At 69.3% G+C, this 13052-nt stretch carries 10 protein-coding genes; 8 read left to right on the top strand and 2 right to left on the bottom strand.

Annotated features, from left to right (window positions below):
- Positions 1 to 182: 182 nt before the first annotated feature.
- A complete protein-coding gene (locus CV755_RS29325) occupies positions 183 to 3479 on the bottom strand; it encodes an AAA domain-containing protein (protein WP_109283259.1) in 3297 nt (1098 codons plus the stop codon).
- A 140-nt stretch (positions 3480 to 3619) separates the two neighbouring features.
- Here CV755_RS29325 and CV755_RS29320 point away from each other — a divergent pair, with 140 nt between their 5' ends.
- Together CV755_RS29320 and CV755_RS29315 are read left to right on the top strand one after the other, a co-directional pair.
- The gene (locus CV755_RS29320; RefSeq protein ID WP_109283258.1) at positions 3620 to 3883 is read left to right on the top strand and encodes a CopG family transcriptional regulator; all 264 of its coding nucleotides are present in this window, start codon (positions 3620 to 3622) and stop codon (positions 3881 to 3883) included.
- Positions 3880 to 4293, top strand: a complete 414-nt coding sequence (locus CV755_RS29315) for a type II toxin-antitoxin system VapC family toxin (RefSeq protein ID WP_109283257.1) — start codon at positions 3880 to 3882, stop codon at positions 4291 to 4293. The genes CV755_RS29320 and CV755_RS29315 overlap by 4 nt, the downstream gene beginning before the upstream one ends.
- Before the next feature lie 235 nt (positions 4294 to 4528).
- On the opposite strand, the gene CV755_RS29310 is transcribed toward CV755_RS29315, so the two are convergent.
- Complete coding sequence (locus CV755_RS29310) at positions 4529 to 5953, bottom strand: glycoside hydrolase family 18 protein (RefSeq protein ID WP_153068764.1); 1425 nt, start codon at positions 5951 to 5953, stop codon at positions 4529 to 4531.
- A 1132-nt stretch (positions 5954 to 7085) separates the two neighbouring features.
- On the opposite strand from CV755_RS29310, the gene CV755_RS29305 reads away from it, so the two are divergent.
- The 6 genes from CV755_RS29305 (at position 7086) to CV755_RS29280 (ending at position 13020) form a co-directional block, all read left to right on the top strand.
- The gene (locus CV755_RS29305) at positions 7086 to 8480 is read left to right on the top strand and encodes an MFS transporter (protein WP_241561437.1); all 1395 of its coding nucleotides are present in this window, start codon (positions 7086 to 7088) and stop codon (positions 8478 to 8480) included.
- A 102-nt stretch (positions 8481 to 8582) separates the two neighbouring features.
- Complete coding sequence (locus tag CV755_RS29300; protein WP_109283254.1) at positions 8583 to 9671, top strand: beta-ketoacyl-ACP synthase III; 1089 nt, start codon at positions 8583 to 8585, stop codon at positions 9669 to 9671.
- Positions 9668 to 9904, top strand: a complete 237-nt coding sequence (locus CV755_RS29295) for an acyl carrier protein (protein WP_109283253.1) — start codon at positions 9668 to 9670, stop codon at positions 9902 to 9904. Before CV755_RS29300 ends, CV755_RS29295 begins: the two co-directional genes overlap by 4 nt.
- 29 nt (positions 9905 to 9933) lie before the next feature.
- Complete coding sequence (gene scoE, locus CV755_RS29290; RefSeq protein WP_109283252.1) at positions 9934 to 10821, top strand: (3R)-3-[(carboxymethyl)amino]fatty acid oxygenase/decarboxylase; 888 nt, start codon at positions 9934 to 9936, stop codon at positions 10819 to 10821.
- Positions 10818 to 11351, top strand: coding sequence for a (2E)-enoyl-ACP glycyltransferase (gene scoD / locus CV755_RS29285; RefSeq protein ID WP_109283251.1), 534 nt, complete (start codon positions 10818 to 10820; stop codon positions 11349 to 11351). Before scoE ends, scoD begins: the two co-directional genes overlap by 4 nt.
- Before the next feature lie 76 nt (positions 11352 to 11427).
- Positions 11428 to 13020: a fatty acid--CoA ligase gene (locus CV755_RS29280; protein WP_109283250.1), complete on the top strand. Its 1593-nt coding sequence runs from the start codon at positions 11428 to 11430 to the stop codon at positions 13018 to 13020.
- Positions 13021 to 13052 lie beyond the last annotated feature (32 nt).

Raw genomic sequence — 13052 nt, 5'->3', positions numbered from 1 at the left:
CTGGGCGGTCCGCGACCTGAGTCAAGCCAGGTCGGCAACCCTCCACGCACCTTGTCGGGGATGCGCTGACGGAGGCTCACCGAGCACGGCCGGAGGGTTGCTCATCGTCCAGTCGCCAGCGGCGCGCTGGGGTACCGTGCCGCGTCCCCCGTCCGGCAAGACCGTGTGGGCGGAGATCGAGCTCAGCGACGACGCCCCGACCCGAGGCGCACCGGCGCTTCCCACGCCCGGGTGCCCTGCCGTGCCGGGCACGCCCGGTTGAAACACCTCCAGTACCAGGAGCCGTCGCCTCGACGCCGTAGGTCCACGTCGTCTCCCTTGCACGCACCGCATCGCGGCGGCCTCGCGAAGTCCTCCGCGTGTTCGTGGGTGAGGATCTTGCGGGCGAAGTGGCCGCCCTTGATGGTCAGCATCACCTCGCGGGAACGGCTCTGCGAGAGGGAGTTGAGGCTGCCCAGCAGAACCGTGTGCTCGTCGATGACAACGATCTTCTGGTGCATGACATTGACGGAAACAACGGTTGGAACCACGGTCCGCAGTTGCCCGACCAGGTGGGCGTGCTTCTTCTGGCCCGTGTCGTAGGGGTCGCGGACGAAGACCGTCACGCGCACTCCTCGGCGTACCGCGTCCTCCAGCACCGGGAGGAGGCCGAGCAGGCGTTTCGCGGTCCAGGGGGACCAGATCCACAGGGAGGTGCGGGCCTCGGCCAGGCGGTCGGCGAAGGTCTCGTAGAAGGAGATCTCGTCGTGGACGTCGGTGACTTCCACGTGACGCGAAAGTACGTCTGCGAGGCGGGTGCTGAACGGGCCGAGAGGGATGTCGGGCTGCCCACCGGGGGCAACGAGCTGACTCGCGGGGACCCACTTGGCGCGCCGGTCGTGGATCAGTGCGGCGAGCTTGCCCATGGCCGTCTGCTCGCCCGCGGCGAGGATGCGGCTGCGGCTTCCGAGGACGTACAGCCTGGTCTGTACGCGGGTGACGGCGACGTTGAAGAGGCGTACGCCGTTGCGGGCCCAGGTCGTCGCCTCGGGGGCCCGAGTTGCCTGGGACATCCAGAGGCCGTCGCCGTAGTCGTCCTCCACGGTGTCGAAGACGACTACCGGGAACTCACGGCCCTGGAAGCGGTGTGCCGTCCCGACTTCGGCGACCTGGCCATCTGTCAACTCGTTGTCGCGGAGTGCCTCCAGGGTGGCTTCCGCCTGTACCGGGTAGGGCGTGACGACTCCGGCCGCCTCGCCGTCCTCGCGGTGGAGGTCGATCAGTGCCCGCGCCAGCAGGGCACCGGCCGGCCACCATCCCTTGCGGCGGCCCGTACGGTGGGCCTGGGCCAGGTTCTGGAGCCCGTCGGTGTCGATGATCACGATTTCGGCGTCGTCGGGTGCGCGCCGCGCGGCACGTTGTTCGACGCCGGGGCCGGGCTTCAGCACACCGTCGTACGCGAGGGCGTTCGCGAGGCTCATGATGTCGTGGCCGAAGCGGTGCTGGACGTCCAGGACGACACAGCCCGGGTGGCTGACGGCAGCCGCCGGTGACTCGATGCCGAAGTGTTCGTATACCTCGCGCAGGATCCAGCGGGCGACATCCGGCCGTTTCCTGGCGTCGAGTTTCGGCAGGACAGGGCCGAGCTGCATAAAGTCTCCGAGCAGAACGGCCGTGGTCTTCGCCTTGCCCACAGCCAGGAGGACTTCGGGCAGGGTCGCGGCGCCGGCCTCGTCAACCAGGACGACGTCGTACTCGCCCTCGAACACCGCTCTGGTGGTTCGGAAGCGGGCGAGCGTGGTGGCCACGAGCTTCGCGCCGCGGATGATCTCGCCCTGGGCGTCGCGGGCGAGTTTGTCGTACTCCTCCTGGAGTTCGCGGTGGCGGCGTTCCAGGACAGGACGGCTCTCCTGGTCCGCGACGACTTGAGGCTTGAGGGCTGTCGCCAGAGCATGGCACCTGGGATGGCCGAGGCGGTCGGCCTCCGCGACGCGAGCCTCTGCCGCTTGCGAGAGGCCGAGTTCCCTGGCGAGGGTATCCAGGCGGGCGGTGGTGGTCCGGTGGGTTCGCCAGCCCTGGTCCAGGTCGTTCTCCACCGTGCGCAGGGTCGTCTGCCGGAGCGTGATCTCCTGCTTGCTGAACGGGATCCGCGCGCGCAACTCCGCCAGTCGTCCGGTGATGCCTTCCTCCTGGCGGGCGAGGACGGAACGGGCATCCGCCGCCTTCTCCTCGGCCTTCCGGGCCTCGGTTCCTACCGTCTCCAGTCTGACCCGCGCCGTTTCTCTGTCCCGCCTGGCCCGGCGCTTCGCGAAGCCCTTCAGCTGCTCGAGTCCGTCCAGAAGCTCCTGAGCCGCTGCACGATCGCTGTCAGCCAGGAGGGCCTTCGCCTCCAGGTCGGTGACCACCGACCGGAGTCGGGCGAGGTGTGCCTCGTGCTCGTCGTGGGACTTCCAGTCGGCTTGGGCCTGTTCCGTCGCCTTCACTGCTTCGACCGCGGACCGGTACGCCTCTTCCAGTCGGGTGACCGTATCTCCTGCCGCCTGGGAGTCGCGGTGCGCCTCGTCGCGCGCCTTCTTCAGGGCCCCGGGTGTACGGGCGGGATCATCGAGCCTGGTGCGGTCTGCCGCGTACGCCACCGGATCGAAGTCCGTCAGGCTGCGCTCCAACTCCTCCAACTGACGTGCCCGCTCCCGGCTTTCGACCAATTGAGCCGCGACGGCGCGGCGCCGTGCATCGGCTTCGGCCAGCCGCTCGCGCACCATCAGGGTGAGACAGACGCTCGCGTCCTCCGCGACCTCTCGTAGGTGGGGCGGCCCCACTCGGACGATCTCCCCGCCTGCGTGGCGCCGCTCTTTCACCACGCCGCACAGGGCGTTGTCCACGGCGATGTTGGTGGCCGAGACCAGCAGCACCCGCTTGCCCCGGGTGATCAGGTCACCGATGGCCCGCTTGAGGACCGTGGTCTTCCCAGTGCCCGGTGGGCCCCAGACCAGCCACAGCCCCTCACCCATGCATGCGCGGTACGCGTGCTCCTGGGCCGGCAGGAGCACGCCCTGCGGAGGCCCGGTCGGTGCGAGCCGCCCCGTGCCCGCCTCGCCTCGAGCCATGAGGTGAGCGAGCGGGGCATCGGTCAGCGCGGCCATGCCCTCCCGTAGCGCTTTGACAAGGAAGCCAGTGGGCTGCGGCTTCATCCACAGATGGGGGTCTCGGGGGTCCGCGAACTCGGGAACGCGCACCCGCAAGGCGGTACCGTCCTTGAAGACGTCGAGGACGGAGTGGCCGGCATCGACACCGCTCTCGTCGGGCCCGGCCAGTCTCAGGCTGTCGCCCTGAAGCTGATCCGTCCCGATGTCGGAGCCGCGCACGTCAACGACGTACTCGCCGGGCTTTCGGCCCCGTACCGCCCGCCCCAGGAGACGCCACCGTGGCTCCCGCGCCGGTACGCCCTCGTGGGCCACCCAGGCATCCAGCGCCGAGACGACTTCTTCCTGCCAGCCCACGTTCCCCCGCTACGACCGCGCTGTCTGGATCTTGATCCCGTGGTACCAGAGCAGCCCATCGCTGACCACCACCGATCTGGCCAAGGTGGACCGTGGTCGACTCGGCGCGTGGAGGTAGCATCTTCGGTAGCATGAAGAGCATGAGCGAGCCTACCCAGAAGTACTCGATCACCATGCCCCGGGACATCGCCGAAGCCGCCCGCGCCCGCAGCGGCCCCTCCGGCCTGTCCTCATACGTCGCTGCCGCGGTCGCCCGCCAGATCGAGCGCGACAACCTCAACGACCTCATCCAGGTCGCCGAGGCAGAACACGGCCCCATCAGCGAGGAGGAGGTGCAGGCCCTGCGCGACCAGCTCCACGAGGCACGCGCGGCGCAGACCGGCGATGAGGCCGGCGCGGCGTGACACGCTCCCCTGCCGCCCCGGGCGGCACGCTGGTGCTCGACAGCGAGGGACTGGCCAAGTCCGTGCTGCGCGACCGCACGGTCACCGCCTGGCTCGCCCTGGCACGCGCCGATGACCTGCGCGTGATCACGTCGGCAGCCACTCTGGTGGAAGTCGTCCACCCACGCATCAACCGCCCGGCCCTGGAGTGGACACTCTCCCGCATCGTCGTGGAGCCGGTCACCGACGCAGTCGCGCGCCACGCCGCCGCCCTGCTCACCGATGCAGGCATGCACGGCCGCAAGTACGCCATCGACGCCATGCTCGGCGCGACCGCCCTCGCCGCCCCAGGGCCCGTCACCGTGCTCACCTCGGACCCGGAAGATCTCACGGCCCTGTGCGGAACGCGCGCCACCGTCATCAAGATCTGACGCCAAACATGAACCGCATATTTCGCCATCGCGGGACATACACGGGACCGCACACCTGATGCGGTATCAGGAATGCTCTGACCTGCGACAACGACGGGGCGCGCCGGAACGCACCGGCATCGGAACGCACCGGCACAAGGGCGAGCGCCGGATCGCGGACACGGCGCGGCGGCAGCACTTGCGGCTGGTCAGCCTCGGCCGCCGGCAACAGTGAGCGGCGGCTGTACCACCGTACTCAGCCCGTGAACCTGCTGAACTCAGCGCTGAATCCATAGTCCTTCTGGTCCGGGATACCGGAACAGTTGAGCTCGACAGTGGCGCCGGCGCACGGGTGGTCACGCTGGATCTGCCACATGGCGAGCCGGCCGATGTGCTTCTCGTTCGCCCACCGGGTCAGCCGGGCGGCGTCGTCGATGGTGAAGGTCTCCCCGGGGACGTCGTTCTTCCCGAGCATCGGGGTGATGCCGACCTCCTTCCACAGCTCGGCGTCGGAGGCCGCCGGGTAGACCGGCTTCAGCTGCTCGTGCAGCGCGGTGCCCGCCGATATCGCGGCGCCGCCCATGTCCTTGACGGGGTGCCCGTAGTCCATGGTCATAACGTTCCAGGTGTCAACCTTCAGACCCTGGGCCACCGCGTCCCGGACGATGGCCAGGCCATCCGCCGTCAGGCCGTCCTCCATGACGGGGAGCGTGTAGGAGATATGGAGGGGCTGCCCCTTCGCCTCGTACTCGCGCTGGAGCGCGGCGAGGGCCCGGGCCCGGCGGGTGTTGGCCCGGGAGTCGAGGATGGCGGTGCCTTCTATGTCGAAGTCGAGCCTGGTGGCCTTCAGCCGTTCCACCACGCCACGGTAGGCCGCGGTGAGCCCCGCGGTGTCGCCGATGGCCAGGGCGAGTTCCTGGTTGCTCGCGCCGCCGAAGGACACCACCACGTCGCCGCCGGACCGGCGCAGCTTGTTGATCTGCGGCACCAGGAAGTTGCCGGAGACGGGCTGCGAGTGCTGTCCGGACCAGACGGGGACCGCACCGCCCTGGGGGTCGGCCACGATGAAGGCCGTGGTGAACTGCCGGGCACCGGACGCCTGGTGGAGGGCCTCCAGGTCGGGCGTCGGGTAGAGACCGGCGTCCGCGTAGGGGGTGAAGGGTGCGGCCTTCCCGGGATCACCGGGTACGGCCTCGACCGGCCGGTCGTCGGCCTGCCACTCCAGGACGACACCGATCCCGGCCGCCGGGAGGTTTCCGCGGTAGCCGTCCCTGGGGGTGATGGTGACGGTGCTGCCGTCCTGCACAACGCTGTCCTGCTCGTATTCCTGGGCGAAGATCCGCCCTTCGGGCAGCGTGAACCGGAGCTTCCAGCCGACGCCGGCGGTGTCCTGCCCGGCCGTGGGAAGGATTCTGTAGTGGTAGTTGCCGCCGGTCGACCAGTCCCGGTCCGATGAGCCGGACTGGTCGCCCACCCACTGCACGGTCGCCTTGTCCGCCCCTTCCAGCAACACGGCCCGCAGCGGGTCGGGAGCGGCGAACGGACCGGCGGCCGCCGACGGCACGGGGTGTCCGACGGCCGTCGCCCGAGGGGAGGCCGCCGATGTGCCCGCCGCCCCCACGACGGTGGCCAGCAGGATGGGGGTGGCGGCCGCGGCAGCCAGGACGGGGCGCAATCGCATGGGGTTCCTCCTCGGCGTGGTCCACTGGGCGCGGCGCCGTCGCGCCGGCCGCGGATTCGGTTCCCCGTTCAACATGGTGATCACCCCTGGGTGAGGCCGGATCCCGCCATGGGAAGGGGGTCTTCCGCCCTCTGTGCGCCACATTCCTCACAAGCGCCCCCCGTGGAACCGAAGTCGCGCCGGAATTCGCAGACAGGCACTCTTTCCGGCCTCCTCGCACCGGTCTTGGAACGGCTCTGGCGACGGTGTTGGTACAGACCGCAGCTCACCCGGGGGCAGCGGGCTTCGCGTCCGGGACTCCGTGAAGAAAGCCCCGCCCCGGCATCACTCCGGGCCGCCCGGGCGGGCCCGGCGGCACCGCCAACGTCCGGCTATTCGCGGCAAGTTCAGCGATACCGGTGTATCGAACCACGCGTGAACCGGGGCGGTTGTTGACCGGAAACGGGGCACATCAAGGAAGTTGGCCAGGTCCGCGGCGGCTGCGCTCTTTCCGGCCATGCCAGCGGCCTCGTGCGGAACCTCTGCCTCCCCCTCACCGGCCGTATCTGTCCGTGACAACAGCCACTCCCCTTCCAGCAGTCTCGTCCGACCCCGCCCCTACACCCACTCCCCCGGACACCGGGAGTAACCAACTCCACGCTTTCAGCCAAGGGCGCGAATCAGTCATCTCTTACTTCCCAACTTCTCTGAGCGGGCCGGAAACTGACTACCGAATCAGGGATTCCTCTCGAACGGCCTTCACGGCGGCAGCCCCATATGTCGCTCATGACACTCCCCGAGCCATCGGAGGAACCTCCAGGCTCTCGGACCTGACCTGCTTCGATATCCCGGGAATGAACAATCACGCGGCCCGGACCATCCCCATGCACAGCGCATGGAAGCGCGTTCGGCAAGACTGCTCGGGGACAGTCCGATATCCGGCGTCGAAGCTGGCCGAAGATCACCGCATACATCAGAATCCAGTTCGAGCCGTACTCCTTACAGGTGACTCGCCGTAGGTGGGGACCTGACTGCGCACGGCGCGATGCAGAAGGGCTGCCACCAGGCTCACCCACTCCTGTGGGGCGCTGACATGGAATCCCCTATGCACCGGTTCAGTGGATCAAGGGGGAAGTTCCACACAATGCCTGGATTGCAAACGGCGAGCGCCCCTGCGCGCACGCGACTCGGTCTGGCCCTGCTTGTCCTGGCCACCGCGCAACTGGTCATCTCGCTCGACTTCAACATCGTCTATGTCGCCCTGCCGAGCATCGGCTCGGGCCTCGGTTTCTCCGGCCAGGACCTCCAATGGGTGGTCAGCGCCTATGTGGTGGCCACCGGCGGGTTCCTGCTGCTGGGCGGCCGGGCAGCGGACCTGCTCGGCCGGCGCCGCGTCTTCGTCGCCGCCTCGCTGCTGTACGCCGTCTCGTCACTGATCGGCGGGCTGTCCGGCTCCGCGGGCGTCCTGGTGGCGGTCCGCGCGGTCCAGGGCATCGGCGGTTCCCTGCTCTTCCCCGCCACCCTCTCCCTGATCAACACCCTTTTCGAGGAAGGCCCCAGCCGCAACCGTGCCCTGTCTGTCTGGGGCGCCGCAGGCGCCGGCGGGCTGTGCTTCGGCTCGCTCCTGGGCGGTGTCCTGGTGGACGCCTTCGGCTGGCCGTCCGTCTTCGTCGTCAATGTCCCCCTCGCCGGCGCCCTGGCCCTGGCGGGCTGGGTACTCTTCCCGCCGGACGAACCTCTCTCCCGCCGGGGGGACTTCGACCTCCTCGGTGCCCTGAGCGCCACCGGCGGCATCACCCTGCTGGTCTTCGTCCTGGTGCACGGCCCCGAGGCCGGCTGGGGCAGCCCCACGATCCTGGTCAGCGCGGTCCTCTCGGTGCTCCTGCTGGCGCTGTTCGCCGTCGTCGAGAAACGCACCCGCGCCCCCCTCACACCGGCCCGGCTGTTCACGCACCGCGGGCTGCTCGGTGCGATGGGGATGACCGCGCTGTTCAACGCGACATTCAGCTCGGTGCCCTATTTCCTGACCGTCTACTTCCAGACCGTGCGCGGCTACAGCGCGATCGGCACCGGTCTCGCCTTCCTGCTGCCCGCGGTGGTCGTCGCCGTCGGCACGCAGGCCGGCGAGCGGGCCGTGGCCGTCCTCGGGGTACGGACCATGCTCGTCGGCGGCCTGGCCGTCGGGGCCGTGGGCGCGCTCGCGCTCGCGCTGGCCTTCGACGACCACGGCTCCTATCTGCGCCTGGTGCCCGGCATCGTGCTCATGAGCCTCGGCCAGGGTGCCGCCTGGACCGGCATGTGGATCACGGCCGCCGCCGGGGTCGAGCCGGGCGACCAGGGCGTGGCCTCGGGCCTGGCGTCCACCACCTTGCAGGTGGGCGGCGCCGTGGGGCTGGCGGCCCTGATCGCCGTGGGGGACGTGGGCAACCACGGCCTCTCCCAGGGTGAGTTGCTGGACGGGGTGCGCACCGCCGTCTATGTGATCGCGGCCGGCATCTGTGCCGGTGCCGTCGCGGTCCTGGCCCTCCGCGGGCGTCCCGCCCGGTAGCGACGCGCCCCCGGCCCGCCGCCGTGCCCGGCGGCTCCGCCCGGTCCGGCCACCGCACACCGGCATCCGCAAGAAGAGCATGTGATCCGAGGAGACACCGTCGTGCCCAGCCTTTCCCCCACCAGTCCGTCCGTACTTCCCTCCGCCGCCCGGCAGGGCCGGGCCGCTGTCCTGTGCGGGCTGGCCGGCTGGGTCCCGCCGCGGGTGGTGACCAACGAGGAACTGTCCCGGCGGCTCGACACCAGTGACGCCTGGATCCGGACCCGTACCGGCATCGGGCAGCGGCACTTCGTCGAGCCCGGCCAGGCCACCTCCGATGTGGCGGTGGAGGCGGGCCGCCTGGCCCTGCGTTCGGCGGGCACGGACGCCGTGGACGCCGTCGTGGTCGCCACCACGACCCCGGACCGGCCGTGCCCGGCGACCGCCCCGGTCGTCGCCGCCCGGCTCGGGCTCGACGGGGCGGCCGCGTTCGACATCAGCGCCGTCTGCACCGGTTTCGTCTATGGGCTGGCCTCGGCCGCCGGTCTGATCGCGGCGGGGGTGGCCGGGCGGGTACTGCTGATCGGCGCGGACACCTACTCGTCGATCGTCGATCCCGATGACCGGACCAACGCGATCATCTTCGGGGACGGGGCCGGCGCCGTGGTGCTCCGGGCCGGCGGCCCCGAAGAGCCGGGCGCGGTCGGCCACTTCGACCTCGGCAGCGACGGCGCCAACGAAGAAATGATCATGGTGGCCGCGGGCGGTTCCCGGCAGCGCACCTCGCCCGGGGAGGCGAGCCGGGAGGAGCGGCACTTCTCGATGCGGGGCAAAGAGGTCTTCCGGCACGCGGTGACCCGGATGACGGCGTCCGCGCGGAACACGCTGGCCCTCGCCGACCACAAGGCCGAGGACGTCGATCACTTCGTCCCGCACCAGGCCAACCTCCGGATCCTGCGCTCGGTGGCCGAGAACCTCGGACTCCCCATGGACCACTGCGTGTCCAACGTGGAGTCGGTGGGCAACACCGGCGCCGCGTCCATCCCGCTCGCCCTGGCCGACGCGGCCGCCCGCGGTGCGATCCGGCCCGGCGACAACGTCCTGCTCACCGCCTTCGGCGGGGGCCTCACCTGGGGCTCCTGCTTTCTGACCTGGCCGGCTCTCGCTCAGCCCGGCCTGCCGCACGACCAAGGAGAAGAACTAGCGTCATGAGCACCACCTACGACCAACTGGTCGGCATCGTGAAGACGTTGCACAACGCTCCGGCCGAACTCTTCGCCCCGGAGGCGACCTTCGCACAGCTGGACGTGGACTCGCTGACCCTGGTGGAGATCAGCATGCGCATCGAGCGCGATCTGGGCGTCACCATCGCGGACAACGAGCTTCAGGAGGACCTCACTCTTGACGCGACCGCCCAGCTGATCGATTCCAAGCTCGCCCAGTGACCACACTTCAGCGGAACGGAAGAGAAACCGTGAAGATCCAAGCGCAGTCCGGCTCCTCCTTCGGAGCCACGGTCGAGGGATTCGACCACACCACCGCCACGTCGGAGGACATCAAGGCGATCAAGGAAACCATCTACACCAAGAAGATCGCGGTGCTGAAGGGCCAGGACCTCACGCCCACCCAGTACCTTGAGCTCGGCAAGATGTTCGGCCGCCCGGTGGTCTACTACGAGCCCATGTACAAGCACCCCGAGGTCGAGGAGATATTCGTCTCCTCGAATGTGCCCAAGGACGGCAAGCAGATCGGTGTGCCGAAGACCGGCAAGTTCTGGCACGCGGACTACCAGTTCATGCCCGACCCCTTCGGACTCACACTGATCTACCCGCAGGTCATCCCCCAGAAGAACCGGGGAACTTACTACATCGACATGGGCCAGGCCTACGAGCGTCTGCCACAGGAGCTCAAGGACGAGGTGGCCGGCCTCTACGGCGTGCACTCGGTCCGCAAGTACTTCAAGATCCGTCCGCACGACGTCTACCGGCCGATCTCCGAGATCCTCGCCGAGATCGAGGAGCACACCCCTCCGGTCCGCCATCCGCTGACCTTCAAGCACCCGTTGACCGGTGAGACCGTCCTCTACATCAGCGAGGGCTTCACCGTCGGCCTGGAGGACGCGCAGGGCAAGCCGGTCGAGTCGGACCTGCTGCGGCGGCTCTTCGAGGCCACCGGTCAGCTGGACGACACCTTTGCGCACGAGAACATCCGGCTGTTCCACCCCGAACAGGGCGACCTGCTGATCTGGGACAACCGGAGCCTGATCCACCGCGCGCTGCACACCAAGACGCCGGAGCCGGTGGTCTCCTTCCGCGTGACCGTGCACGACGAGCACAAGCTCTACGACGGTATGCCGGCATGACCGGGCAACTCGACGCGAAACCACTGGAGTTCGGGAACGATCCCGGACTCATGGAGCGGGTGCTGAAGCCGTACAAGGCGCACTGCAAGTACCTCACTTCCGCCGTGGTCTTCGTCCGCGACGGACAGGTCTCGGCCCGCTGCGAGTTCGCGATCCCGGAGTCGTGCTACATCGACGACACCGGTCATCTCAACGCGGTCGAGGTCAACATCAGCTACAACCAGATGATGTACTACGCGGTCGCCAAGTCGGTGAAGGAAGGGCTGCTGAAGGAGTTCGCCGGCTGGACGCTGGAGGACTACTGGCGTCACCAGCTGCCCGACATCCTCATCGCCCGGTTCGGCGGGAACTTCCGCCGTCCCATCAACGCCCGTGGATTCTCCGGTGAGTTCTCCTTCGCGTCGGTGGCGCGCCGGTCACCCGGCGGCTCCGCCCCGATGATCCTCGCCGACACCACGTACCGGTACTGGGACGAGGCCGGCGGGCGCTGTGACGGCGAAGTGAAACTCGCCTTCGTCAACGCCGAGTGACAACCCTTTCCATGTGCGCCGCCGCCTCCCTGCGGCGGCGCACCCGATGAACTGCCGAGAGCGGAGTGACCTGGGAATGGCCGAATTCACGGAGAAGCAGACCACCGGCGAGAAGCTGTACCACCCGGAGCTCCGGACCCTCGTGGAAACGGCCCGCTTCCACGCCGGACGGCAGCCCGGGTCCCCCGCGATCCTCTTCGAGGGCAGCACCACCACCTATGGACAGCTGCACGAGGAGAGCAACCGCATCGCCCACGCCATCAGGGCCACGGGCGCGGCCCCGGGCACCCGCGTCGCCTACCTCGGCAAGGAGTCCGCGCACTACTACGAGATCCTCTTCGGCTGTGCCAAGAGCGGGACCGTGCTGGTGCCCATCAACTGGCGGCTCACGGCCCACGAGGTCAGCCACATCCTCCAGGACTCCGGCACCGAACTGCTCTTCCTGGAGGAGGAGTTCGCGCCGGTTGTCGACCGTCTGCCGGACGGTCCGCCGACGACCGTGGTCCGGCTCGGCGCTCCCGAGGGGTTCGCGGCCTGGAAGGCCGCCCACCCCGCGACCGAACCGGAGGTGGACGCCGGACCCGACACCCCACTCGCCCAGATCTACACCAGCGGCACCACCGGCCTGCCCAAGGGCGTCGTGCTCGCCCACCGCAGCTGCTTCGCCATCCGCGACGCGCTCGCGAGCGAGGGTCTGGAGTGGATCGACTGGCGGACCGGTGATGTCGCGCTGGTCGGCATCCCCGGCTTCCACGTCGGTGGCCTGTGGTGGGCCACCCAGAACTTCAACGCCGGTGTCACCGTGGTCGTGATGCGGGCCTTCGCCGCCCACACCGCCGTCGAGCTCATCCGGGAGCTGGGGGTGACCACCGCGTGCGTGGTCCCCGCCATGCTCCGGCTCATGCTGGCCGAACCGGGTATCACCCCGGAGCACTTCACCACGCTTCGCAAGATCGTGTACGGCGGTTCGCCGATCTCCGAGTCCCTGCTGGAGGAGAGCCTGGCGATGTTCGGCAGCGAGTTCGCGCAGATCTACGGACTCACCGAGACCGGCAACACCGCCTGCTGCCTGCCGCCGCACGCCCATGTCCCGGGAAGCCCGCTGATGAAGGCCGCCGGCCACCCCTACCCGGGCGTCCGCGCCAAGGTGATCGACGCCGACGGGCGCGAACTGCCCACCGGCGCAGTCGGCGAGGTCTGCCTCCACACCCCGGCCCGCATGGTCGAGTACTGGGGCCTGCCCGGCAAGACGGCCGAGACCCTGGTCGATGGCTGGATCCACACCGGGGACGCCGGATACATCGACGAGGACGGCTATGTCTTCATCAGCGACCGGATCAAGGACGCCGTCATCGTCGCCGGCGAGAACGTCTACCCGGCCGAGATCGAGAACGCCCTGGAGGCCCACCCCGGCGTGGCGGACGCCGTGGTCGTCGGCGCCCCCGACGAGCGCTGGGGCGAGACCCTCCACGCGTTCATCGTCCCGGCCCCCGGGCACCAACCCACCCCCCGCGACCTCCACCGCTTCCTCGCCGGCCGGCTCGCGTCCTTCAAGCTGCCCGCCGCCTACGAGTTCATCGACGAGGTGCCTCGCAACCCCAGCGGGAAGATCCTCCGCCGGGAGCTGCGCGAGCGCTTCTGGAGCGGTTCGGACCGCAAGGTCAACTGACCGGCCCACAGCTACCACCCCGCAGCAACGAG

The organism is Streptomyces orinoci (assembly GCF_003121295.1).
Taxonomy (GTDB): Bacteria; Actinomycetota; Actinomycetes; order Streptomycetales; family Streptomycetaceae; genus Streptomyces; species Streptomyces orinoci.
The sequence above is the reverse complement of the archived record's forward strand: the minus strand, read 5'-3'. Positions and strand labels throughout refer to the sequence as shown.